The organism is Acidovorax sp. GW821-FHT09A11 (assembly GCF_059418365.1).
The window spans coordinates 459,282-482,087 of sequence record NZ_JBWKPS010000003.1 but is presented as its reverse complement, the minus strand read 5'-3'; the positions used below and the strand labels follow the sequence as shown (position 1 = coordinate 482,087).

Below are 22,806 nucleotides of genomic sequence, written 5' to 3'. Positions count from 1 at the left end.
TGCACGCTGCGGGCGGCGTGCCCTGTTCACGCCCGTGGAATCGCTTCAGAATCGGAAACTCCCACGCTTGTCCGGTATGGCCCTCCCCATCGACCCCTCCCGCAGCGCGCTGCCGCCCGTGGCCCAGTTCCTGGCCGAAGCGGCCCTGCAGCGGCAGGCCGCGCTGCTGGGGCTGGACAAGCCCGGCCCCGCGACCGCGCCGCTGCCCACGGCCGACCCGAGCGCGCCTCCGCCCACACCGACCTCTCCCAGCCCGCCCGCTGGACCTCTGCCCGCCCCGGCGGCCGACAAGGCCAGCATCTCGGCGCAGGCGCGCGAGCAGCTCGGCGCAGGTTTTGAACCACGGCGCGGGGTGGCGGGCAACGCGGCCGCCGCTGCGGCCCCCGGCGCCAGGGCCGGCGCCGCGCCGCGGGGGGCGCTGGCACCGCCGCCGCTGCCCGTGGGCGCGCCTGTGCCAGCCTCCTCCACGGCATCCGTGTCGGGCGCCGACTGGCCCGCCACGGGGCTGGGTGCGCCGCTGCTGCGCATGGTGGGTGCGCTGGTGGCGCAGCTCACGGCGGGCAGTGTGGCGCCCCAGCGGGTCACGGCCGCCCAGCCCTGGCCCATCGGGCTGGCGCAGGCGCTGGAAAGCGGCGCGGTGGACGCAGAGGCGCCGCCGCTGCAGACCTGGCTGGTGCGCCAGGGCAGCGTGCAGACGCCCGAAGGCCCGCGCGGCTTTGCGCTGACCCTGCGCGTGCCGGTGCCGTGGCTGGCGTCGCAGGCGCCTTCGGCTGCCGCATCCGCAGCGGCGGCGGCCGCCACGCCCTCCACGGCGGCGCCGCTGCAGGTGCCGTTCACGGGCAGTGCGCAGTCGCTGCAGTCCGGGGTGTTCGCGCTGGTGCTGCAAGGGCTGGAGGCCTCGGCGCCCCGCACCAGCGCCTTGCTGGTGATGGATTTCCAACCGCAGATGCCCGCTGCCGTGTATGGCCGCGACCTGCTGGCGCAGCTGCGCATGGATCCGTGGACGCAGATGGCCGTGCTGCAGGCCAGCGGCCAGGTGCCGCGCGAGGAGGACCGCGCCCGCAACGGCGCCTCCGGCTTGTGCGAGACCGTGGGCTGCCCTTATGCGGCCCGCGCGGAGTGCGCCCAGCCTTTCTGCCTGGCGCAGCGCGGGGTGCGGCCACCGGAGCCGGTGGGCCCCGCGCCCGGCGCCTAGAGCCTGTTCGTCCCGGACTTTTCGCGGATCGCGCTGGCGGGGCGCGGCCTCGCGGGTCAGCGGGTCTTGTGCAGGATGTCCGCGTGGCGCGACCGCGTGATGGGGTAGGCCACCAGCAGCGGAACGGCCAGCACCAGGCACAGCGCCGGCAGCACGCCGGTCATCAGGGTGATGCCCTGCAGCGCGCTGGCCGACTGCGCCACGTTGGGCACGTAGCCCGTCACGTCCAGCATGCCGGCCACCATCACCGTGGCCAGCGTGCGTGCCAGCTTGTCCATCAGGCCGTACAGGCCGTAGTACATGCCCGTCTTGCGCTCACCGGCCTGCATGTGGCCGTGGTCGATGGTGTCGGGAACCATGGCGAAGGGCACGATCCAGTGCGCGCCCATGCCGATGCCGATGACGACCAGGATGCCCATGACCAGGCGCTGGTCGCCCGGCCCCACCCAGTACAGCGCCACCAGGCCGCCCGCACACAGCACCAGGCCCAGGACGTACGCCCAGTTCTTTTCCCAGCGGTCGACCACGACCTTCCACACGAACAGCGACAGGCCCACCACGCCGAGCAGCGTGCCCATGTAGCGCGGCAGGTCGCCCTTGTCGCCCTGCAGCTGGTAGATCACGAAGTACGCGAGCGAGGCCTGCACCAGCGTGAGGCCCAGGCGCACCAGGGTCGCGGCGCTCATCAGCAACAGGAAAGGGCGGTTGCGCAGCGTGGTGCGCAGGGTCTCGCGCACGCTGTCCCACATGGGTTGGCGGTCGCTGGCGTCGGCGGCGGGCTCGGCGCCGCCCTGGGGCTCGCGCACGCGCCAGGCCACCACGGCCACGGCCGCGCCGGCGATCAGGCCGAAGCACGAGCCCGCGAGTGCATAGCCGGTGCGGGCGTCGGGCGCGGCCCGCACCAGCACCGGCATGAACACGCTGCCCGCGAAGAAGCCCAGCAGCGCACCCATGGAGGCATGGGCCGTGAGGCTGGTGCGCTCGTCGTAGTCGGTGGTCATGTTCGCGGCCATCGCCTGGTAGGGCAGCTGCACCAGCGTCATGAGCGTGTCGAACACGGTGTACGTGATCGCGATCCACAGGAACGCGGCCATCGGCGAGAGCCCCGGCGGCACCATCCACACCGCGGCGGCGGCGATGCCGAGCGGGACCGCGCCGTAGACGAGGTAGACGCGGTGGCGGCCCCAGCGCGAGCGCGTGCGGTCGGTCACCCAGCCGAACAGCGGGTCGTTGACGGTGTCCCACACCTTGCCCACCAGCAGCGCCGCGCCTGCCACGGCCGGCGCGACCAGGGCTACGTCGGTGTAGAAGATCATGAGCATGAAATTCATCGCCGCGATCAGCATCTGCAGGCCGACGTTGCCGACCGCGTAGCTGAGCTTGGTGCCGAGGGTCAGGGGCGATGGCGTGGTGCTGCCCGGCGCGTGGCTGTGGTGCATCACGGTGCCACCGCCGGGACGGACGAAGGCACCGCGGCGGGCGTGGGCGCACTGGAGGCTGCGGCGCACGGCGGCGCGGCTTCGAGCATCAGCCGCACTTCGCGGCGCAGCATCTTGTTCAGGAAGCTGCGCGGAATCTCCTCGACGATGCGCACATCGTCCGGCTGCAGGTGGGCGGGCAGCTGCCCGGCCAGGTACTGCGCGATCTCGCCTTCGAGCGTGCGCCAGTCGTGCTCCTTGCGCCAGCTCTGGCGCAGGCTCAGCACCAGCACAGCCTGCGCACCATGCTGCACCAGGCAGGCTTCCTTGACCGAGGGGTGGGTGTGCGCCACCTCTTCCACTTCGCGCGGGTTCAGCAGCTGCCCATCGCGCGAGACGCGGTCGGCGCTGCGCCCCAGCACGTGCAGGTAGCCTGCCGTGTCGAAATAGCCCAGGTCGCCCATCACCACCCAGCCGTCGCGCAGGGTCTCGCCGGTCTTTTCGGGGTCGAGCCAGTAGCCGTCGAAGCGCACGGGCGTCAGCACGGTGATCAGGCCCATCTCGCCCTGCGGCAGCGGCGTGAAGTCGTCGCCGCGGATGACCACCTGCACGCCGGGCATGACCCGGCCCACGGTGGAGAGCACCTCCAGGCCGAGCGGGTTGCCCTCTGCATCCACATGCTGGTGCGGCAGCAGCCAGGTGATGGGCGGCAGGGCCTCCAGGCAGCCGTAGCCCTGCTGGAAGATCGGCCCGAAGCGGCGGATGGCCTCGGCGATCTTGGGCGCGGGCATCATCTCCGAACCATAGGGCACGTGGGTCAGTGACGACAGGTCGTACTGGTCCAGCGTGGGCTCGTCCAGCAGGTCGATGATGGCCGAGGGCGAGAGGAAGGCGCGCGACACGCGGTGCTTCTGGATCAGCCCCGCGAGCGTGCTGGCGCGGAAGTCCTCGGGCATCACCAGCGCCGCGCCCGAGAGCAGCGTGGGCAGCACCAGGCCCGAGCCCGGCCCGGTGAGCGGCAGGCCCAGCATGTTCACGTCGGGGCCGTGGGCGGGTGGCCTGAAGTCGATGGCGCGCGAGATCAGGCGCACGCTGTCCAGGTACTTGCGGTTGCTGTAGCCGATGGACTTGGGCAGGCCCGTGGTGCCCGAGGTCATGTGCAGCGCGAACACGTCGTCCTCGTGCACCTCGGCGGTGCCCGCGGTGGGGGTGGCCTGCGCCAGCGCCTGTTCGTACTCATCCCCCAGCGCCAGCAGGCGCAGGCCGGGCAGCTGCTCGCGCACGGCCTGCAGGATGGGGGCGCTCAGCAGCGGGTCGTGGATGAACACCGTGGGCTTGACGCGGCCCATGGTGGTGAGCGCCGCATCGGCCGGCAGGTGCTTGTGGAAGCTCGCGAAGATGGTGCCGTTCTCGAACGTGGCCAGGCGGGTTTCGTACTGCTCGCCGGTCTCGGGCAGCCAGGTGAACACGACGTCGCCCTTCTTCACGCCCTGCGCCTGCATCCAGGCCCGCAGGCGCAACACGCGCTCGTGCAGCTGTGCGTAGGTGAGCGTGCCGCGCCGGTCGATGAGCGCGGGCTTGTGGGGGTGCAGGCGGTACGCCAGGCGGGCGACGGCGCGGGCGGTGCGCAAGCGGTTCAGGAGAAAGCGCGCCACCAGGCTGCGCAGGGAAGGTAAGGCCACCGGAAGTCTCCCAGGAGGGGCGTGAAAGCAAGGTCAAGGAAGTTTTTCACGCGCACCCGTGGCAAAAGATGACCATTTGTACCTGCGCGTATCTTCTTGTTTCTGCTTCGGCTGTGCGGTCGCTTTGGCTCCGTGAACGGCGGTGCGCGCCGCGTGCCCGTCGCCGTGGCGCAACAAGCAGGCCGGCGCACCGTGCGCAGACAAAGAAAAAACCGCCAGGCCGGATCACGGCGTGGCGGTTGTTTGGCAAGGCCCGCCCCGGTAAGGGCGTGGCCAGGATGGCGGACTAGAAAGTGCCCCTGCGCAATCAGGCGGCGCCTTCACGCCAGGCCACCGGCGTGTCCCCTCGGGGGAAGCGGCGCAGCCGCTGCGGGCGCTTACGGATACAGGCCGCGCATTTCGCGGGCGTGCAGGATGCGCTGGCAGGCCACGATGAAGGTGGCGGTGCGCAGGCTCACCTTGTGCTCTTGCGCCACTTGCCAGATGCCCGCGAAGGCCTCTTGCATGATGCGCACCAGGCGGGCGTTGATCTCGTCCTCGCTCCAGAAGAAGCTGGAGAAATCCTGCACCCACTCGAAGTAGCTCACCGTCACGCCGCCGGCATTGGCGATCACGTCGGGCAGCACCAGCACGCCCTTGTCGTGCAGGATGTCGTCGGCCTCGGTGGTCGTGGGGCCGTTGGCGCCTTCGATCACGAGCCTGGCCTTGATCTGGCCCGCGTTGTCCTTGGTGATCTGGCCTTCGAGCGCGGCGGGGATCAGGATCTCGCAGTCCACGCCCCAGAACTCCTCGGGCTGCATCACATCGGCGCCGGCGAAGCCGCCCACGCCACCCCGGGTCTTCACGTGCGCCAGCAGCGCGGGCACGTCCAGGCCCTTGGCGTTGAAGATGGTGCCGGTGTGGTCCTGCACGGCCACCACCTTGGCGCCCGCTTCGGCAAACAGCTTGGCCGCGATGCCGCCCACATTGCCAAAGCCCTGCACGGCCACGCGGGCGCCGTCGAGCGCCAGGCCGGTGAGCTTGGCGGCTTCCACGCCCACGGTGAACACGCCGCGGCCGGTGGCCTCCACACGGCCGAGCGAGCCGCCCAGGTCCACGGGCTTGCCGGTCACCACGCCGGTGGCGGTGGCGCCCACGTTCATGGAATACGTGTCCATCATCCAGGCCATGATCTGGCCGTTGGTGTTCACGTCGGGGGCGGGGATGTCCTTGGAGGGGCCGATCAGCAGGCCGATCTCGCTGGTGTAGCGGCGCGTCAGGCGCTCCAGCTCACCCATCGACAGCTTCTTGGGGTCCACGCGGATACCGCCCTTGGCGCCGCCGTAGGGCACGTTCACGGCGGCGTTCTTGACCGACATCCAGGCCGACAGGGCCATCACTTCGGACAGTGTCACGTCCTGGTGGAAACGCACGCCGCCCTTGCCGGGGCCCCGGCTCAGGTTGTGCTGCACGCGGTAGCCCTCGTAGTGGGCGATGGTGCCGTTGTCCAGCTCGATCGGCACGTCCACGATCAGGATGCGCTTGGGGCGCTTGAGCGTTTCCACCCAGCGCGCCAGGCTGCCCAGGTAAGGGGTGACGCGGTCCACCTGCTGCAGGTAGTTGCCCCAGGGGCCGAGGTGGTCGGCCTGCAGGTACGAGGGCAGGGTGTGGACTGCGCCTGCGGGGTTGGAGGCTGGGGCGCCCGTGGATGAAGACATGGTGAATTCCTTGTGGGATCAGTTCAAGCCGCGAAGCTTATGCCTGCCGCCGCACGCTGTCTAAGGCCGTAGTGTTTGTGTGTTATGCATTTGTTGCATAACCATGCAAACGACCGCCCCATGCGGCACTGCACCATGGGCCGCGCCGTGCGCGGGCACCGGGCGGCCGCCCGCCACGCCGGTCATTCCACCGTGAAATGGGTCAGCGCCGGGTCGCCCGTCGGGTAGCGCAGGTCCAGGTTCTGCAGCACCTCGCGCAGCACGGTGGCGATCATCAGGTTGCGATGGGTCTTGGAATTGGCGGGCACGATGGTCCACGGTGCCCAGGGCGTGTGGGTGGCGGCCAGCAGCGCGTCGTAGGCGCGCTGGTACTCCGCCCATTGCTTGCGCACCTCGATGTCGCCCATGCTGAATTTCCAGTGCTTGGCCGGATCGTCCAGGCGCTCCTGCAGGCGCTGTCGCTGCTCCTCGGGGCTGATGTGCAGCAGGAACTTGAGCACGATGGTGCCCGTTTCGACGAGCATGCGCTCGAAGTCGTTGATGTGGGCCAGGCGCTGCTGGTGCTGTTCGGGCGTGATCCAGCCGTTGACCACGGGCACCAGCACGTCCTCGTAGTGGCTGCGGTTGAACACCGTGATGTCGCCGGCCTGTGGCACCTGCTGGTGGATGCGCCAGAGGTAGTCGCGGGCGCGCTCGGCCTCGGTCGGCGCCTTCCAGCCCACGGCATGCACGCCCAGGGCGCTCATGCGGCCGAACACGCCCCGGATCGTCCCGTCCTTGCCCGAGGTGTCGGTGCCCTGGAGCACCACCAGCAGCTTGTAGCGTTTGTCGGCATAGAACAGGTTCTGCAGCGCATCGAGTTCCTCGGCCAGCGCCTCGACGGCGGCCTTGTCCCGGGCTTTCTCGCCCTGCGAAAACGGCTTGGCGCCCGGGTCGTAGTCCTGCAGCGACACGCCGCGTGGCGGCTTGCCCCGGCTGCTGCCCTTGCCCTCGCCATCGGCGGGCTTGCCGGGTTGCCATTGCGACCAGAGCTCGGCGGCCTTGTTGCGGGACTTGGGAATCAGGGGTGACGGCATGGGGTTCCAGGGGCGGTGCGTTGGTGTGAAAGAGGTTAGCTCACAAGTGGCCTGCGTGGGCCGGCGGCTGCTGCCACTGGTCGTGCCGGCCGTCGATGCGCACGATGGCCAGCCGCGAGAGGTCTTCGTCCGTCAGCCCGTCGATGCAGCCCACGTTGATGCCGTACATCTCGCCCATCGGCGTCTCGGTGCCGTGGCCGAACACGCGCACGCCGCAGTGCCTGCAGAAGTAGTGCAGGTTCTTGCGCGTGTTGAACTGGTAGCGCGTGAGCTCGTCCTGCCCGCGCACGATGTGGAACTGGCCCGGCAGCGCCACGGCTGCCCAGAAGCGCGTGCGCCGGCAGATGGAGCAGTTGCAGCGGAAGGTGGGCTGGCTCAGGTCCAGGCCCGCCTGCACATGGACGGCGCCGCAATGGCAGGTGGCGGTGTAGGTCTGGGGCATGGGCGGGTCCTCGGAACGTGTGGCGATCTTGCAGGGCGAGGGCGGATGATCGCAAAAGCGCGGCTGCGGGGCTACCCCGCCAGCCTTCTGCCGGGGTTCTTTCAACCGCGCCCGTGCGCCATGCGGTAGGCCAGCGGCGTCTGCCCCGTGGCCTGCCGAAAGGCCCGGTGCAGGCCGGCTTCGCTGGCAAAACCCAGGTCTTCGGCGATGCGCTTCAAGGGCCGTGGCGTGTCGCACAGCGCCTCGCTCACCTGGCGCAGCTTGATGCGGCGCATCCATTGCGCCGCCGGCAGCCCCGTGTGGGCCTGCACCCGGCGTGCCAGCGTGCGGGGCGACACGCCCAGCGCGTCCGCCAGTGCGGGCAGCCGCAGCTTTGCGGCGGGGCTGCGCTGCACCCAGAGCATGGCGCGGCGCAGGTCGGCGTCGGCCGTGGCCATGAGGTCGTGCCCCGCGAACGCCGGGTGGGTGGCGCGCGGGCGCGGCAGCATCAGCAGCGCCTGCAGGTCCGCCAGGGCCTCGGGCGCGATCCGCGCGCCCAGGGCGTGCAGCATCAGCGGCAGGTGGCCGTTGGCACCGGCCGCCGTGGTGGCGGCGCCGTCCTGCACGAGGGGTTCGTCGAAGCGCCAGCGCACGGCGCCGAACTGCTGCTCCAGCGCGGCGCGCAGCCACCAGGTGGCCGTGGCGCCACGCCCGCGCAGGCGGCCGCTGGCGGCGGCCAGCAGCACACCGGCGCAGTAGCTCCACACCTGCGTGCGGCGGGGCAGGGCGGCCAGGGCGCGCACCACCGGGGCCAGCTGCTGCAGCTGCGCGGCCAGGCCGTTCGTGGACGAAAGCCACAGGCCGGGGACCAGCACCGCATCCACATCGGCCCCGGCCAGGGCGGCGGTGGGCGCCAGCGCCGGCCCCTGCCACGTGGGCACGGGCTGCAGGTCGGCGCCCACCCACAGCGTCTGCACCACGGGCCGCTGCACCCGCAGGCCGGCCGCGCGGGCCATGTCGGCGGCAGCGAACAGGCCCGCCGGCATGCAGCCGGGGTACAGCAGCAGGCCCAGGCGCAGCGGGGCGGCGGGCGGCGGCACGGAGCGACGCGGGAGGGATGGCTCGACGGGTGTTGCCATGGGGGAAGAAGTGGTTGGCCGGAAATGGCAAGAAGTTGTCCGATCAGGCCATTCTCGCGCAGGCCACGGCATCCCACAATCGGCCATCGACCCACCCCCCGGCCCTGTTGGAGACCCCCATGCACATCACCCATCTGCGCAATGCCACCGTCCTGCTGGAATTCTCATCGGAAGGCCGCCCCGTGGGCCTGCTGGTGGACCCGATGCTCGCCCCGCGCGGCGCCCTGCCTGCGCTGCGCTACCTGGGCCAGGGGCGCGAGCGCAATCCCATCGTCGACCTGCCGCCGGGCACGGACGCGGCGCTGGAGCGCGTGACGCACGCCCTCATCACGCACTGCCAGCGCGGCCACTTCGACCACCTGGACAGCGCGGGCAAGCGTTTTCTGCGCGAGCGGCAGATTCCGGTGGTCTGCATGCCGCGCGACGCGGGCTACCTGGCGCAACGGGGCCTGGCGGCGTGGCCGCTGTCCGGCCCGCAGCGCCAGCCGTTCGCGCTGGGCGGCCATGTCACGCCGATCGCCTGCGTGCACGGCCGGGGCTGGATCGGCCGGTTCATGGAGCACGGCCATGGCTACCTGCTGGAGCTGCCGGGCGAGCCCTGCGTGTACCTGGCGGGCGACACGCTGCTGACCCCCGCCGTGCGCGACTGCCTGGCGCGACTGAAGCCGGATGTGGCGGTGCTGCCCGCGGGGGGCGCGCGCTTCGACATCGGCGCGGAAATCCTCATGGACGCCGCCGACATGGCCGAGGCCGCCGCGCTGACGCCCGGCACCCTGGTGGTCAACCACCTGCAGGCCCTGGACCACTGCCCCACCACCCGCACGGCAGTGCGTGCGCTGGCCGAGCAGGGCGGCTGGGCGCACCGCCTGTGGGTGCCCGAGGACGGCGAGGCGCGGCGGTTCCGGCGCACGGCTGGCGGCACGGATGCTATTGAAAAAATAGCTAATTGCGCATGATGGTCAGGCGCTGGAGCCCTTCTTGAGGGTGCAGTCGCCGGGGGCCGTGCGCACCCCCGTGCTCTCCCGCATCAGCGCCACGAAGCGCGCCGCGCCCAGGCCCAGCGGGCGCTCCTTGGACCACACCACGTCCACCCACAGCGCGGTGCCGTTGCTCAGGTTCTCGAAGGGCATTTCCACCAGGCGGCCGGCCTCGATGCGTGGCTGCACCAGCGCGCGGGGCTGCCAGCCCCAGCCCAGGCCCGCTTCGATCAGCCCCAGCGCGGCCAGGTGGTTGTCGGTGCGCCAGTGGTGCCGGGCAAACACAAAGCGGGGATCGGTCTGCGCCAGGTCGCGGCTGGCCACGACGATCTGGCGCGTGGTGGTCAGGTGCTCCTCGCGCAGCATGGCGCGCCCGGGTTCTTCGCCCCGCGCCTTCGCCGACGCCCGTGCGCCCTCCAGCACCGGATGCTCGGGGGCGATCACGGCGACCAGCGTCTCGGTGCCCACCTCCTGGAAACCCTCGCGCCCGTCGATGCTGGGGCGCTCGAACACCAGCGCCAGCTGGGCGCGGCCGCCGTGCAGCAGCTCCAGCGCATCCACCTGCGGCGCGGCCAGCACCTCGACCTGGAGCAGCGGGTACTCCTGCGCCAGCGCGGCCAGGGGCCCGGTCCAGCGCGCAGCGAGCAGCTCGGGGGCGATGGCCAGCGTCAGCCGCTCCTCCAGCCCCTGGGTCAGCGCGAGCGCCTGGGCGTTGAGCTGCTGCAGCTGGCCCGCCAGCAGCCGGGCCTGGGGCTCCAGCGCACGCGCCGCCGCGGTGGGCCGGGGCTCGCGCCCGCTGCGGTCGAAAAGCTGCACGTCCAGCTCGGCCTCCAGATGGGCCATCGTCATGCTCACCGCCGAGGGCACCCGCGAGAGCGCGCGTGCCGCCGCCGAGAACGAGCCGTGGTCCAGCGCGGCCAGAAAGACCTGCACGCTGTCGGAACTGAAGGCCATGGTGGCTCCTGATCTATCAATAAAACTGAAATAAGCTGACTTTATATGTCAGATTGTTGAATATAAAGTCCGGCCCATGGACAAGAAACCTACTCTTTTTGGTCTGCAGGGCCTCAAGCGCCGCCTGATCTATGTGACCTTGTACGAACTGATCGCCATCGTGGCGGCGACGGCGGGGCTGGCCCTGCTGACGGGTCAGGGCGCGGGCCATTCGAGCGTGGTGGCCGTGGCGGCCTCGGTGATTGCCATCCTCTGGAACATCATCTTCAACTGGGCCTTCGAGCGCTGGGAAGCACGCCAGCCCGTGCGCGGCCGCAGCGTGGCGCGGCGCGTGGCGCATGCCATCGGTTTCGAGGGCGGACTGGTCTTCACGCTGGTGCCGCTGTTCGCGTGGTGGTTCGGCATCAGCCTGTGGCACGCGTTCGTGATGGACCTGGGGCTGATCGTGTTCTTCCTGTGCTACACCTTTGTCTTCAACTGGGTGTTCGACCATCTGTTCGGCCTGCCGGCCTCGGCCATGGAGCCCGTGGCTGCCTGAGGTTGCAAGGAATTTCGCTATCAAATTAATAGCTATTGGCGCTTGATGGATAAGCGCCAAAGGTCAATTTGACCTCAACTGACCTGATGGGTGCCGGCCTCGGATCAGCCGGTCGCCCGGGCCCGTCGAAGGGCCGCTCGCAAGGAGCGCCCTGGCGTCGACAGGCGCCGCCCGGACGAATGGGGGCAGGCGTGGCCCATCCGGAAAATCCGGACTCAGACCTGCAGCAACTGCCCCGCAATGGCCGCGGCGGCGGTGCGCGTTTCCACCCCCAGCTTTTCAAAAATGTGCTCCAGGTGCTTGTTCACCGTGCGCGGGCTCATGCCCAGGATGTCGGCGATGTCGCGGTTGGTCTTGCCCTTGCTCAGCCAGGACAGCACCTCGGTCTCGCGCGGGGTCAGCGCCACCTGCTGCAGGTGGCGTGGCGCGGCGGCCTCGGGCTGCGCGTGGCTGAGCAGCAGCATGGATTCGGCCAGGCCGCTGGTGCCCATGTGCCGGGCCAGCAGCTGCCGGCCATCGGCCAGGGGCAGGGTTTGCGCGCCCTCCCGGCGCGCCTGCACCAGCCAGGCGGCCGCGCGTTCGGCCGGTGCCTCCTCACGGGCGAAAGCTGTCTCCAGCCAGCGCGTGGCCTGCGGTGAGCGCCAGGCCACGCGGCCCTGGCCGTCGAGCACCACCACGCCGAGCCCGGCCACGTCCACCGCCTCGCGCGCCAGCCGCGTGGCCTGGGCGTTGCGCACATGCGTGGCCAGCCGGGCCAGCACCTCGGGGATCCGCAGGGGCTTGACCACGTAGTCCACGCCGCCGCTGGCAAAGCCCTGCAGGATCTGTTCGGTGTCCGACAAGCCCGTCATGAACACCACGGGCACATGCGACCAGGGCGGGGTGGCCTTGAGCTGGCGGCACAGCGCAAAGCCGTCCATGCCGGGCATCACCGCGTCCAGCAGCACGCCGTCGGGCACGGTGAGGTCAAAGCGCTGCAGGGCTTCTTCGGCATCGCGCGCGGCCAGCACGGCGTAGCCTTCGGCGGCCAGTGCATCGCACAGCATGCGCAGGGTGTCGAGCGCGTCGTCCACCACCAGGATCACGCGCTGGCTGATCTGCGGGGCGGCGTCGGGTTGGTCGTTCATGGGGTTCCCTCTTCGGGCTCGCGCAGGTGGTGTGCCAGGGTTTCGAAGTCAAAGCGGTCGGCGCTGGCCTGCAGCAGCGCCAGCGTGGCGGCGTGGCCCGGCAGGTCGCCGCGTGCGCGCCGCAGCCGCTCGCGCAGCGCGGCGGCCTGGCCGGAGCGTGCCAGGCGGGTCAGGTCTTCGCGCAGTTGTTCCGGCAGGGTGGCCAGGGTGTCGTCCGGGTTGGCGGGGCCTGCGGCGGGATCCGGGCCGGGCGCCAGCGGGGTGTTGTCGCGCACCCATTCCAGCTGCAGCGCGTGCTCCAGCGCCTGCAGCAGTTCGGATTCGATCACGGGCTTGCCCACGAAGCCTTGGCACTGCTGGGCGGCCAGGCGCGTCGCTTCATGTTCAAACAGGTTGGCCGATACGAACACGACGGGCAGCTCCGCCGCGGGGCGCAGCGCGCGCAGCAGGGCAGCGGTCTGCCAGCCGTCCAGGTCGTCCATGGTGATATCGAGCAGCACCAGGTCGGGCGGTGTCTGGCGCACGATCTCCAGGCATTCGCGGCCGCTGGCGGCCTCGCGCACATCAAAGCCCAGGGGCACCAGCAGGCCGGCCAGCAGCTGGCGCTGCAGAGGCTGGTCGTCCACCACCAGCAGCGTGCGCCGGGGTGCCAGGTAGCCAATCACCGGGCGCAGCGTGGCGCGGCTGGGCGGGGTCCAGGCCGGGTCCACCGCAATGCCGGGCAGGTACAGCCGCACGGTGAAGGTGCTGCCCTGGCCCGGGGTGCTGGTCAGTGTGAGCTGGCCACCCATCAGCTCGGCAAGCAGGTGCGTGATGGTCAGCCCCAGGCCCGTGCCCGCCTCGCTGGCCCGGCGCCCCGCGCTGCCGCGTTCAAACGGAACAAAGATGCGCTCCAGGTCTTGCGGCTCGATGCCGATGCCGGTGTCGATCACTTCAATGCGCGAGACATGCTGGCGAAAGTCCATGCGCAGCCGCACCTCGCCGCGCTCGGTAAACCGCACCGCGTTGGACAGCAGGTTGATCAGAATCTGCCGCAGGCGCTTGGCGTCGGCCCGTATCCAGCCGGGCATGGTGCCCAGTGTCTCCACCACAAAGTGCAGGCCCTTGGCCTCGGCCTGCGGGCGCAGCATGGCTTCGATGTTCTCGATCAGGTCGGGCAGCGGCAGCGGGGCCATGTCCAGCCGCAGGCGCCCGGCCTCGATGCGCGCCAGCTCCAGCGACCCGTCAATGAGCGCGTGCATGTGCTGGCCGCTGTGCTGCATGGTGGACAGCGTCTCGCGCATCCAGCCTTCGGTGTGCGGGTTCTTGAGCAAGATCTGCGTGTAGCCCAGGATGCTGTTGAGGGGGGAACGCAGCTCGTGCGTCATGCCCGCCACGTAGCGTGTCTTGGCCTGGTTGGCCGACTCGGCCTGGTCCTTGGCGGCCTGCAGTTCGGCGTCGGTGCGCTTGTGGGCCTCGATCTCCTGCAGCAGCAGCTGCGTCTGCCGCTCTGATTCATCTTGCGCCATGCGCCGGCTGTCAGTGCTCAGCACCACCCACCACGCGCACACGGCCGCCAGCAGCGCCAGCAACGCAAACACCTTGAGGAACGGCATCCGCAGCACCTGCTCGGGCGCAGGGGTTTGCAGGCTCTCTTGCACATACACCACGCCCACCAGAAACGCCATCACCGCGCACAGCGACACCACGACCATCAGGTACTGTCCGAGGCGAAAGTTCACCTTGATGGCCCAGCGCTGCGGCAGCAGGGCCATCACCACGCCGCGCAACTGGTCGGCCGCGCGCGAGCCGGTCTTGCAACGGTCGTGGCAGCGGGACTCCAGGGAGCAGCACAGCGAACAAATGGGCGCGGCATAGGCCGGGCAGCGCGCCATGTCTTCGGACTCGAACTGGTTCTCGCACACGGCGCAGCGCACGATCTCGCCGGGGCGCCACTCGTTGCCCGGCGCGCGCGCCAGGTAGTAGCGGCCCTGCGTCAGCCAGGCCAGCAGCGGCGCCAGCGCCATCGACAGCACCAGCGCGATGAAGGGCGAAAACGCGGCCGCCTCTTCGCCCAGCAGCCCCGCATAGGCGCCGCAGGCCACCGTGGCCGCCAGCACCATGGCGCCCAGCCCCACGGGGTTGAAGTCGTACAGGTGCGCGCGCCGAAACTCGATGCCCTTGGGGGAGAGCCCGAGCGGCTTGTTGATGACGAGGTCGGCCACCAGCGCGCCCACCCAGGCGATGGCCACGTTGCTGTACACGGCCAGCACCTTCTCCAGCGCTCCAAACACCCCGAGCGTCATCAGCAGCGTGGCAATCAACACGTTGAACACCAGCCATACCACACGCCCCGGGTGGCTGCGGGTGACGCGCGCGAAAAAGTTGGACCATGCCAGCGAGCCCGCGTACGCGTTGGTGAGGTTGATCTTGATCTGCGACACCACCACGAACACCACCGTCACCGCCACGGCCAGCCCTGGCAGGCCCAGCGCCTGCATGACCTGGTGAAAGCCTGCGAGGAACATCTGCGTGGGCTCGGCGGCGCGCTGGGCGCCCACCTCGAACTGCAGCGCGGCAAACGCCAGAAAGGCCCCGCCCGCCATCTTGAGCATGCCCATGACGATCCACCCAGGGCCGGCCACCAGCACCGCGCCCCACCAGCGCAGGCGGTTGGCGGGCGTGCGCTCGGGCAGAAAGCGCAGAAAGTCCACCTGCTCGCCAATCTGCACCACCAGCGAAAAGATCACCGCGGCCGCTGCACCAAACATGAGCGGGTCGAACTGGCTGCTGCCGCTCTTGAGGCCCGAAAGCCCCGCAAAGTCGCGGTACAGCTGCGGCTGGGCCAGTGCAATCCACACAAAGGGCAGCAGCAGCAGGAACAGCCACAGCGGCTGCGTCCACGCCTGCAGGCGCGATATGAGGGTGATGCCGCGCATGGCCAGCGGCAGGACCACCAGCGACGACGCGATGTAGCACCACTCCAGCGGCCAGTCCACCACCATCTGCAGCGCCAGCGCCATGATGGCCGCCTCCAGCGCAAAGAAGATGAAGGTGAACACCGCGTAGATCAGCGACGTGATGGTGGAGCCCAGGTAGCCAAAGCCCGCGCCGCGCGTGAGCAGGTCCATGTCCAGGCCGTAGCGCGCGGCGTAGTAGGCAATGGGCAGGCCCGTCAGAAAGATCAGGAGGCCCACGGTGAGGATCGCCCACATGGCGTTGCTGAAGCCGTAGTTCAGCGCAATCGCACCACCAATGGCCTCCAGCGCCAGGAACGACAGCGACCCAAATGCGGTGTTCGCCACGCGGAATTCGCTCCAGCGCCGAAAGCTCTTGGGCGTGTAGCGCAGCGCGTAGTCCTCCATGGTCTCGTCGGCCACCCACGCGTTGTATTCGCGCCGGAACCGGAAGATGGTCTGCGGCGCGCTCTGGGCGTTGGGTGGGAGCGGTGGGGCCATGCGCAGGCTTCAAGCAAGAAGCGTTCTAGGCGTGCACCGCGTTGGGGCGCTGCACGGGTGCGCGGGGCCATGCGCAGGGTGCGCACCGGGGTGCGTAGGCAGCCCTACGTTAATTGACGTATGGGCGCATGCAAGGGTTGTCCCTAACCTTCATTCCACAGCGCAAACAAACCGCTTTGGTCCCGTCCCTTCCTTCCTTCATTCATTCACACCGATCCCGCAAGGAGCGCCTTCATGAGCCACCCCTCCGACCCCCGCTTCAGTGACTCCGTCCAGGCCGAACCCGGCCGCCGTCGCATCCTGCAGGCGCTGGGCGCCGCGTCGGTAGCGGGCCTGCCCGCCTGGTCTTTTGGCCAGCCCACGGCGCAGGTCAACACCACCAAGCTGGCCATCACCGACACCGAAGTCACCGTGGGCCAGCTGCACTCGGCCACCGGCACCATGGCGATTTCCGAAACGGGCTCCATCCAGGCCGAGCAGCTGGCCATTGACCAGATCAACGCCATGGGCGGTGTGCTGGGCCGCAAGATCAAGGTGATCAAGGAAGACGGCGCCTCCGACTGGCCCACGTTTGCCGAGAAGTCCAAGAAGCTGCTCATCAACGACCGCTGCGCCGCCGTGTTTGGCTGCTGGACCAGTGCCTCGCGCAAGGCCGTGCTGCCGGTGTTCGAAAAGGAAAACGGCCTGCTCTACTACCCCACGTTCTATGAAGGCCTGGAGCAGTCCAAGAATGTGATCTACACCGGCCAGGAAGCCACGCAGCAGATCCTGTACAGCCTGGAATGGGCCAAGACCGAGAAGAAGGCCAAGAGCTTCTTCCTGATTGGCTCCGACTACATCTGGCCCCGCACCTCCATGAAGATTGCGCGCAAGCACATCGAGAACTTCCAGAAGGGCAAGGTCGTGGGCGAGGAGTACTACCCGCTGGGCAGCACCAACTTCGGCTCGCTCATGAACAAGATCAAGGTGCAAAAGCCCGACTGCCTGTTTGTGGCGGTGGTGGGTGGCTCCAACGTGGCGTTCTACAAGGCGCTCAAGGCCGCGGGCATCACGGGCGACAAGCAGCTGCTCGTCACGTTGTCGGTCACCGAGGACGAAATGACCGGGGTGGGCGGCGAAAACTTCGCGGGCTTCTATTCGTCGATGAAGTACTTCCAGTCGCTCGACAACGAAAACAACAAGAAGTTTGTGACCGCCTTCAAGGCCAAGTACGGCAAGGAGGCCGTGATTGGCGACGTGACCCAGGCGGGTTACCTGGGCCCCTGGCTGTGGAAGGCGGCGGTCGAAAAAGCCAAGAGCTTTGACGTGGACAAGGTGGTGGCCGCATCGCCCGGCATTGAACTGACCACCGCGCCGGAGGGCTATGTGAAGGTGGACGCCAACCACCACCTGTGGAGCAAGTCGCGCATCGCCATGGGCATGCCGGACGCGTCGTTCAAGGTGGTGTCCGAGTCGCCCGCGCTGATCAAGCCGGATCCGTTCCCCAAAGGGTATCAATAAACACCCCCTGAGGCGCTTCGCGCCTTCCCCCTCTCTCGCTGCGCGGGAGGGGGACGACGCCCTCGCTGCGGGGCGGCCCTTGCTCGGCGTCCCTGGCTTGGGCCGTGCCTTTGCGTGCCCCGTTCTTCGTACCGACCCGTTTGCGCTCAGGAGCAGCACCCATGACCTTCTCAGAAATGCTCAACATCGGCCTCATGCAGGGCTTTGCGGGCCTGAGCCTTTTTGCCGTGCTGCTGCTCATGGGGCTGGGCCTGGCCATCATCTTCGGGCAGATGGGCGTGATCAACATGGCCCATGGCGAGTTCATGACCATTGGCGCCTACACCATCTACCTTGGATCCACGCTGGCGGCCAACCATGCGCCGCAGATGATTCCGTATTACTTTCCGCTGGCGATCGTGGCGGCGTTCGGCTTCGCGTTTGCGGCGGGCTGGCTGGTGGAATGGGGGCTGATCCGCCACCTGTACAAGCGCCCGCTCGACACGCTGCTGGCCACCTGGGGCATCAGCCTGGCCCTGCAGCAATCGTTTCGCACCTTCATTGGCCCCAAGGAGGTCAGCCCGACCTTGCCCGACTGGCTGCTGGGCTCCTGGGCGCCCGCCGAGGGGCTGGACATCCCGATCAATGGCCTGTTCGTGCTGGCGCTGACGGCGGTGGTCACGGGCGGCGTGCTGCTCGCCCTGCACCGAAGCCGCTGGGGCCTGCGGGTGCGCGCCACGGTGAGCAACCGCGTCATGGCCAACGCCATTGGCATCGACACCCAGAAGACCGACCGCCTCACGTTCGCCATCGGCTGCGGCATTGCCGGCGTGGCGGGCGCAGCGTTCACCACCATCGGCTCCACCGGCCCCACATCGGGCTCGCTCTACATCGTGGACGCCTTCCTGGTGGTGACGTTTGGCGGCGCCGCCAGCCTGCTGGGCACCGTGGTGTCGGCCTTCGGCATTGCGCAGACGCAGTCCATCACCGAGTTCTTCATGGCGGGCTCCATGGCCAAGATGATCACGCTGTCGCTGATCGTGCTGATCCTGATGGTGCGGCCGCAGGGTTTGTTCGCCTCCAAAGTTCGCCGATGAAATTCGCTCAACTGTCCATTTCCTTCGAGCCCACCGGAGTCTCCGCATGAACGCCCTCAAAGCCTGGATCCTGCGCTACCAGCTCGCCAGCCTGGTACTGCTCACCGTGCTGCTGGCCGTGGTGCTGCCGCTGGCACTCGACATCTTTCGGCTGAACCTGGTGGGCAAGTACCTCACCTATGCGTTCGTCGCCATCGGCCTCGTGATGGTGTGGGGCTACGGCGGCGTGCTCAGCCTGGGGCAGGGCGTGTTCTTTGGCCTGGGGGGCTATGCCATGGCCATGTTCCTCAAGCTCGAGGCGTCGGACCCCATCAGCACCAAGATCCAGTCCACGCCCGGCATCCCGGACTTCATGGACTGGAACCAGATCACCGAGCTGCCCAGCTTCTGGATTCCCTTCAAGAGCCTGCCGTTTGCGCTGGCAGCGGTCATCGTGGTGCCCACGGTGCTGGCCTGGGTCATCAGCTTCGCGATGTTCAAGCGCCGCGTGGGCGGCGTGTACTTTGCCATCATCACGCAGGCCGTGGCGCTGATCCTGACCGTGCTCATCATCGGCCAGCAGGGCTACACCGGGGGCGTGAACGGCATGACGGACCTCAAGACCCTGTGGGGCTGGGACACGCGCACCGACAGCGCCAAGTACATCCTGTACTACGTGTGCGTGGCGCTGCTCATCGGCTCCATCGTCCTGTGCCGCTGGATACAGACCGGCAAGGTGGGCACGCTGCTGCTGGCCATGCGCGACAAGGAAGACCGCGTGCGCTTTTCGGGCTACGACGTGGCCAATTTCAAGGTCTTCACCTTCTGCCTGGCCGCCGCGCTGTCGGGCATCGGTGGGGCGATGTTCTCGCTGCAGGTGGGCTTCATGTCGCCCAGCTTCGTGGGCATCGTGCCGTCCATTGAAATGGTGATCTACGCCGCCGTGGGCGGGCGCATGAGCCTGGTGGGTGCCGTGTATGGCACCTTGCTGGTGAACGCGGGCAAGACGTATTTCTCGGAGAGCTTTCCCGAGTTGTGGCTGTTCCTCATGGCCGGGCTTTTCATCGGCGTGACCATGGCCTTCCCCATGGGCCTGGCGGGCCTGTGGGAGAGCCATGTGGTGCCCTGGTGGAAGGGCCGCCGCGAAGCGTTGCGCCAGGCGTCCGCCCAAGGCCGGGCACCCGCAGTCCGCCCACCCGCCGATGCTGGGCCAGCGGCGGCATCGTCGCCCGTACCGTCTGCCACGCTGCCTGATGGCGTGAGCCGCCAGGGCGTCTGAAACCACCGGAGCACTCCTCATGAGCAACACCGACTTCGCGCTGGCCATTGAAGACCTGACCGTGTCGTTCGACGGCTTCAAGGCCATCGACGACCTCACGCTGTACATCGACAAGAACGAGCTGCGCGTGATCATCGGCCCCAACGGCGCGGGCAAGACCACGCTGCTGGACCTGATCTGCGGCAAGACCCGCGCAACCGGCGGCAGCATCAAGTTCAAGAACGAAGAACTCACCCGCATGGCCGAGCACAAGCGCGTGCGGCTGGGCATCGGACGCAAGTTCCAGACCCCCTCCATCTACGAGAACCTGTCGGTCTTCCAGAACCTGGAGGTGTCCTACCCCGCGGGCCGCTCGGTGCTGGGCGCGCTGGCGTTCAAGTGCACCGACGAAGTCAAGGCGCGTGTGCAGGTGGTGGCCGAGGACATCGGCCTGGGGGACAAGCTCGACACCGAGGCGGGCCTGCTCAGCCACGGGCAAAAGCAGTGGCTGGAGATCGGCATGCTGCTGATGCAGGAGCCCGAGCTGCTGATGCTGGACGAGCCCATCGCTGGCATGAGCGCCCGCGAGCGTGAGCTGACGGCCGAGCTGCTGCAGCGCATCTGCAAGAACCGCGCGGTGATCGTCATTGAGCACGACATGGAGTTCGTCAAGCGCATTGCCCACAAGGTCACCGTGATGCACCAGGGAAAGATCCTGGCCGAAGGCCCCATGGAGAAGGTGCAGGCGGACCCCAAGGTCATCGACGTGTACCTCGGTCATTGACTTCGCCACCCGCCCACCGAACCCCCACAGGAGCGCAGCATGCTGGAAGTCAAAGATCTGTTTGTGGCCTACGGCCAGAGCGAGGCACTGCACGGCATCTCGTTCGAGGGCCGGGAGAACGAAACCGTGGCCATCATGGGCCGCAACGGCATGGGCAAGACCACGCTGTTCAAAAGCCTCATGGGCGTGATGCCCGTCAAGAGCGGCCAGATCACCGTGGCAGGCCAGGACGTGACGAAGGACGAGAGCTTTCGCCGCGTGGCCAAGGGCATCGCCTACGTGCCGCAAGGCCGCATGATTTTCCCGACCCTCACGGTGCAAGAGAACATCGAGACCGGGCTGGAAAACTCCAAGACGCGGCAGATTCCCGAAGACATCTACGCGCTGTTCCCCGTGCTGTGGGACATGCGCCGCCGCAAGGGCGGCAACCTGTCGGGCGGGCAGCAGCAGCAGCTGGCCATTGCGCGAGCGCTGGTCACCGACCCCAAGGTGCTGCTGCTCGACGAGCCCACCGAGGGCATCCAGCCCTCGATCATCAAGGACATCGCCAAGGCGCTCAACGAGATCCGCAAGCTGCGCCAGATCACCATCGTGGTGAGCGAGCAGGTGCTGTCATTCGCGATGGACGTGGCCGACCGGCTGTTCGTCATCGAGGGCGGCCGCCTGGTGCATGAGACGGCACGCGCTGACACCGACCAGCAGCGCATCAAGGCTTATTTGTCTGTATGAGGCACCCCCTGTGTCGCTTCGCGCCTTCCCCCTCTCTCGCATCGCTGCGCGCTGCAGGAGGGGAACGCCCCCAGCGCGGCGGGGCGGCCCTTGCGCGGGGGCACTGGCCTTCGCCGTGACAGTTTCGCAGGGCGCTTGCCGTGCATGCCCTGGACTCTCTTCCCCCACTTTTTCCTCTGTCCACCCACCCTTCCAAGGAGCACGCCATGGCTGAAACCCTGATCAAGGTCGATCTGAGCAAGTCGCCCACCGAGAACGAGAACATCCACAACCGCTGGCACCCCGACATCCCCATGGCCTGCTGGGTCAACCCTGGCGATGAGTTCGTGCTGGAGACGTTCGACTGGACCGGCGGTTTCATCAAGAACAATGACAGCGCCGACGACGTGCGCGACATCGACCTGACCACGGTGCACTACCTCAGCGGCCCCGTGGGCGTGAAGGGCGCCGAGCCGGGCGACCTGCTGGTGGTGGACCTGCTGGACATTGGCGCCAAGCAGGACAGCCTGTGGGGCTTCAACGGTTTCTTCAGCAAGAAAAATGGCGGCGGCTTTCTGACCGAGCACTTTCCCCAGGCGCAAAAGTCCATCTGGGACTTTCATGGCATGTTCACCAGTTCGCGCCATGTGCCAGGTGTGAAGTACGCCGGCCTCATCCACCCCGGCCTGATCGGATGCCTGCCCGACCGCAAGATGCTGGAACAGTGGAACGCCCGTGAGCAGACCCTGATCCACTCGGACCCCACGGCCGGGCTGGCCAACCCACCCTCGGCGGGCACCGCGCACATGGGTCGCCTCACGGGCGATGCCAAGGCCAAGGCGGCTGCCGAAGGCGCCCGCACGGTGCCCCCGCGCGAGCATGGTGGCAACTGCGACATCAAGGACTTGTCGCGCGGCGCCAAGGTGTTCTTCCCGGTGTATGTGGACGGTGCCGGGCTGTCGGTGGGCGACTTGCACTTCAGCCAGGGCGATGGCGAGATCACCTTCTGCGGCGCCATCGAGATGGCGGGCTGGGTGCACATGAAGGTCACGCTCATCAAGGGCGGCATGGCCAAGTACGGCATCAAGAACCCCATCTTCAAGCCCAGCCCCATCACGCCCACCTACAACGACTACCTGATCTTCGAGGGCATCAGCGTGGACGAAAGCGGCAAGCAGTACTACCTGGATGTGAACGTGGCCTACCGCCAGGCCTGCCTGAACGCCATCGAGTACCTCAAGAAGTTCGGCTACTCGGGCGCGCAGGCGTATTCCATCCTGGGCACGGCGCCCGTGCAGGGCCACATCAGCGGCGTGGTGGATGTGCCCAACGCCTGCGCCACGCTGTGGCTGCCCACGCAGATCTTTGACTTTGACATCAACCCCAGCGCCGCAGGGCCGGTCCAGCACCTGGATGGCTCGGTGGCCATGCCGCTGTCGCCCGATCTGGCCTGACCCACGGGGCGCCTTCGTCAGAAAGAACCCGCCATGCCCACCTACGACTACGCCTGTGCCCAGTGTGGCGGTTTTGATGCCTTCCGCCTGCTGGCCGACCGCAACGAACCCGCCGCCTGCCCGGACTGCGGCGCCGCATCGCCGCGCGTGTTTGCCACCGCACCGCGCCTGGCGCTCATGAGTGCGTCGGCGCGCAGCGCCATCGCCACCAACGAGCGCGCGCGGCACGAGCCGCAGCGCTCGGGCGACTACGCCCGCCTCAAGCACCCTGCAGGCTGTGGTTGCTGTTCGTCATCGCAAAGCCGCAAGGCCACGGTGACGGCGCCCAGCGGCGCCAAGGCGTTTCCCAGCAAACGGCCCTGGATGATTTCTCATTGATAGGGGTG

The 22,806-nt window shown here is 68.4% G+C and carries 19 protein-coding genes; 10 read left to right on the top strand and 9 right to left on the bottom strand.

Annotation, left to right across the window (positions count from 1 at the left end; genetic code table 11):
• The first annotated feature begins 76 nt into the window (after positions 1–76).
• Positions 77–1,195 carry a hypothetical protein gene (locus AC07PV_RS09815; RefSeq protein WP_494630115.1) on the top strand — a complete coding sequence of 373 codons (1,119 nt, stop codon included), beginning with the start codon at positions 77–79 and terminating at the stop codon, positions 1,193–1,195.
• A gap of 56 nt (positions 1,196–1,251) precedes the next feature.
• Here the strand turns inward: AC07PV_RS09815 and AC07PV_RS09810 are convergent, their stop codons facing one another.
• The 6 genes from AC07PV_RS09810 to AC07PV_RS09785 all read right to left on the bottom strand — a co-directional run bounded on the left by AC07PV_RS09810 (position 1,252) and on the right by AC07PV_RS09785 (position 8,628).
• Complete coding sequence (locus AC07PV_RS09810) at positions 1,252–2,634, bottom strand: MFS transporter (RefSeq protein WP_494630114.1); 1,383 nt, start codon at positions 2,632–2,634, stop codon at positions 1,252–1,254.
• Positions 2,634–4,295, bottom strand: coding sequence for a class I adenylate-forming enzyme family protein (locus AC07PV_RS09805; protein WP_494630112.1), 1,662 nt, complete (start codon positions 4,293–4,295; stop codon positions 2,634–2,636). Before AC07PV_RS09805 ends, AC07PV_RS09810 begins: the two co-directional genes overlap by 1 nt.
• Before the next feature lie 377 nt (positions 4,296–4,672).
• Positions 4,673–5,992 carry a Glu/Leu/Phe/Val family dehydrogenase gene (locus tag AC07PV_RS09800; RefSeq protein ID WP_494630110.1) on the bottom strand — a complete coding sequence of 440 codons (1,320 nt, stop codon included), beginning with the start codon at positions 5,990–5,992 and terminating at the stop codon, positions 4,673–4,675.
• 182 nt (positions 5,993–6,174) lie between these two features.
• The gene (locus AC07PV_RS09795) at positions 6,175–7,068 is read right to left on the bottom strand and encodes a PPK2 family polyphosphate kinase (protein ID WP_494630108.1); all 894 of its coding nucleotides are present in this window, start codon (positions 7,066–7,068) and stop codon (positions 6,175–6,177) included.
• 40 nt (positions 7,069–7,108) lie between these two features.
• Entirely contained in the window at positions 7,109–7,510 is a 402-nt protein-coding gene (locus tag AC07PV_RS09790; RefSeq protein WP_494630107.1) for a GFA family protein, read from the bottom strand.
• A gap of 101 nt (positions 7,511–7,611) precedes the next feature.
• Complete coding sequence (locus tag AC07PV_RS09785; RefSeq protein ID WP_494630105.1) at positions 7,612–8,628, bottom strand: helix-turn-helix domain-containing protein; 1,017 nt, start codon at positions 8,626–8,628, stop codon at positions 7,612–7,614.
• Between the two features lie 119 nt (positions 8,629–8,747).
• Here AC07PV_RS09785 and AC07PV_RS09780 point away from each other — a divergent pair, with 119 nt between their 5' ends.
• Positions 8,748–9,584: an MBL fold metallo-hydrolase gene (locus tag AC07PV_RS09780; RefSeq protein WP_494630104.1), complete on the top strand. Its 837-nt coding sequence runs from the start codon at positions 8,748–8,750 to the stop codon at positions 9,582–9,584.
• A 3-nt stretch (positions 9,585–9,587) separates the two neighbouring features.
• Here AC07PV_RS09780 and AC07PV_RS09775 read toward each other — a convergent pair whose 3' ends face one another.
• Positions 9,588–10,559, bottom strand: coding sequence for a LysR family transcriptional regulator (locus AC07PV_RS09775; RefSeq protein WP_218339196.1), 972 nt, complete (start codon positions 10,557–10,559; stop codon positions 9,588–9,590).
• A 76-nt stretch (positions 10,560–10,635) separates the two neighbouring features.
• Between AC07PV_RS09775 and AC07PV_RS09770 the strand changes: the two genes are divergently transcribed.
• The gene (locus AC07PV_RS09770; protein WP_218296549.1) at positions 10,636–11,097 is read left to right on the top strand and encodes a PACE efflux transporter; all 462 of its coding nucleotides are present in this window, start codon (positions 10,636–10,638) and stop codon (positions 11,095–11,097) included.
• A 215-nt stretch (positions 11,098–11,312) separates the two neighbouring features.
• Here the strand turns inward: AC07PV_RS09770 and AC07PV_RS09765 are convergent, their stop codons facing one another.
• The gene (locus AC07PV_RS09765; RefSeq protein WP_492254341.1) at positions 11,313–12,224 is read right to left on the bottom strand and encodes a response regulator; all 912 of its coding nucleotides are present in this window, start codon (positions 12,222–12,224) and stop codon (positions 11,313–11,315) included.
• Positions 12,221–15,661: a hybrid sensor histidine kinase/response regulator gene (locus AC07PV_RS09760; RefSeq protein WP_494630101.1), complete on the bottom strand. Its 3,441-nt coding sequence runs from the start codon at positions 15,659–15,661 to the stop codon at positions 12,221–12,223. Before AC07PV_RS09760 ends, AC07PV_RS09765 begins: the two co-directional genes overlap by 4 nt.
• Before the next feature lie 234 nt (positions 15,662–15,895).
• Here AC07PV_RS09760 and urtA point away from each other — a divergent pair, with 234 nt between their 5' ends.
• The 7 genes from urtA to AC07PV_RS09725 all read left to right on the top strand — a co-directional run bounded on the left by urtA (position 15,896) and on the right by AC07PV_RS09725 (position 22,798).
• Positions 15,896–17,161, top strand: coding sequence for an urea ABC transporter substrate-binding protein (gene urtA, locus AC07PV_RS09755; protein WP_218296552.1), 1,266 nt, complete (start codon positions 15,896–15,898; stop codon positions 17,159–17,161).
• Positions 17,162–17,322: 161 nt separating this feature from the next.
• Complete coding sequence (gene urtB, locus AC07PV_RS09750) at positions 17,323–18,237, top strand: urea ABC transporter permease subunit UrtB (RefSeq protein WP_494630100.1); 915 nt, start codon at positions 17,323–17,325, stop codon at positions 18,235–18,237.
• 46 nt (positions 18,238–18,283) lie between these two features.
• Complete coding sequence (gene urtC / locus AC07PV_RS09745) at positions 18,284–19,495, top strand: urea ABC transporter permease subunit UrtC (protein ID WP_369641064.1); 1,212 nt, start codon at positions 18,284–18,286, stop codon at positions 19,493–19,495.
• A 19-nt stretch (positions 19,496–19,514) separates the two neighbouring features.
• Positions 19,515–20,258 carry an urea ABC transporter ATP-binding protein UrtD gene (gene urtD / locus AC07PV_RS09740; RefSeq protein WP_121507918.1) on the top strand — a complete coding sequence of 248 codons (744 nt, stop codon included), beginning with the start codon at positions 19,515–19,517 and terminating at the stop codon, positions 20,256–20,258.
• Positions 20,259–20,297: 39 nt separating this feature from the next.
• Positions 20,298–20,987 carry an urea ABC transporter ATP-binding subunit UrtE gene (gene urtE, locus AC07PV_RS09735; protein ID WP_492808234.1) on the top strand — a complete coding sequence of 230 codons (690 nt, stop codon included), beginning with the start codon at positions 20,298–20,300 and terminating at the stop codon, positions 20,985–20,987.
• A 206-nt stretch (positions 20,988–21,193) separates the two neighbouring features.
• Positions 21,194–22,420 carry a formamidase gene (fmdA, locus tag AC07PV_RS09730; RefSeq protein WP_494630099.1) on the top strand — a complete coding sequence of 409 codons (1,227 nt, stop codon included), beginning with the start codon at positions 21,194–21,196 and terminating at the stop codon, positions 22,418–22,420.
• Between the two features lie 33 nt (positions 22,421–22,453).
• Positions 22,454–22,798: an FmdB family zinc ribbon protein gene (locus AC07PV_RS09725; protein WP_057228095.1), complete on the top strand. Its 345-nt coding sequence runs from the start codon at positions 22,454–22,456 to the stop codon at positions 22,796–22,798.
• The last annotated feature ends 8 nt before the right edge of the window (positions 22,799–22,806 follow it).

What these genes read in the sequence shown, in the direction of transcription:
- urtB (WP_494630100.1), top strand. Translation starts at nt 17,323, where the DNA reads ATGACCTTCTCAGAAATGCTCAACATCGGCCTCATGCAGGGCTTTGCG.
- urtA (WP_218296552.1), top strand. Translation starts at nt 15,896, where the DNA reads ATGAGCCACCCCTCCGACCCCCGCTTCAGTGACTCCGTCCAGGCCGAA.
- urtC (WP_369641064.1), top strand. Translation starts at nt 18,284, where the DNA reads ATGAACGCCCTCAAAGCCTGGATCCTGCGCTACCAGCTCGCCAGCCTG.
- urtD (WP_121507918.1), top strand. Translation starts at nt 19,515, where the DNA reads ATGAGCAACACCGACTTCGCGCTGGCCATTGAAGACCTGACCGTGTCG.
- urtE (WP_492808234.1), top strand. Translation starts at nt 20,298, where the DNA reads ATGCTGGAAGTCAAAGATCTGTTTGTGGCCTACGGCCAGAGCGAGGCA.
- AC07PV_RS09760 (WP_494630101.1), bottom strand. Translation starts at nt 15,661, where the DNA reads ATGGCCCCACCGCTCCCACCCAACGCCCAGAGCGCGCCGCAGACCATC.
- AC07PV_RS09785 (WP_494630105.1), bottom strand. Translation starts at nt 8,628, where the DNA reads ATGGCAACACCCGTCGAGCCATCCCTCCCGCGTCGCTCCGTGCCGCCG.
- AC07PV_RS09780 (WP_494630104.1), top strand. Translation starts at nt 8,748, where the DNA reads ATGCACATCACCCATCTGCGCAATGCCACCGTCCTGCTGGAATTCTCA.
- AC07PV_RS09810 (WP_494630114.1), bottom strand. Translation starts at nt 2,634, where the DNA reads ATGCACCACAGCCACGCGCCGGGCAGCACCACGCCATCGCCCCTGACC.
- AC07PV_RS09775 (WP_218339196.1), bottom strand. Translation starts at nt 10,559, where the DNA reads ATGGCCTTCAGTTCCGACAGCGTGCAGGTCTTTCTGGCCGCGCTGGAC.
- AC07PV_RS09800 (WP_494630110.1), bottom strand. Translation starts at nt 5,992, where the DNA reads ATGTCTTCATCCACGGGCGCCCCAGCCTCCAACCCCGCAGGCGCAGTC.
- fmdA (WP_494630099.1), top strand. Translation starts at nt 21,194, where the DNA reads ATGGCTGAAACCCTGATCAAGGTCGATCTGAGCAAGTCGCCCACCGAG.
- AC07PV_RS09725 (WP_057228095.1), top strand. Translation starts at nt 22,454, where the DNA reads ATGCCCACCTACGACTACGCCTGTGCCCAGTGTGGCGGTTTTGATGCC.
- AC07PV_RS09815 (WP_494630115.1), top strand. Translation starts at nt 77, where the DNA reads ATGGCCCTCCCCATCGACCCCTCCCGCAGCGCGCTGCCGCCCGTGGCC.
- AC07PV_RS09770 (WP_218296549.1), top strand. Translation starts at nt 10,636, where the DNA reads ATGGACAAGAAACCTACTCTTTTTGGTCTGCAGGGCCTCAAGCGCCGC.
- AC07PV_RS09790 (WP_494630107.1), bottom strand. Translation starts at nt 7,510, where the DNA reads ATGCCCCAGACCTACACCGCCACCTGCCATTGCGGCGCCGTCCATGTG.
- AC07PV_RS09795 (WP_494630108.1), bottom strand. Translation starts at nt 7,068, where the DNA reads ATGCCGTCACCCCTGATTCCCAAGTCCCGCAACAAGGCCGCCGAGCTC.
- AC07PV_RS09765 (WP_492254341.1), bottom strand. Translation starts at nt 12,224, where the DNA reads ATGAACGACCAACCCGACGCCGCCCCGCAGATCAGCCAGCGCGTGATC.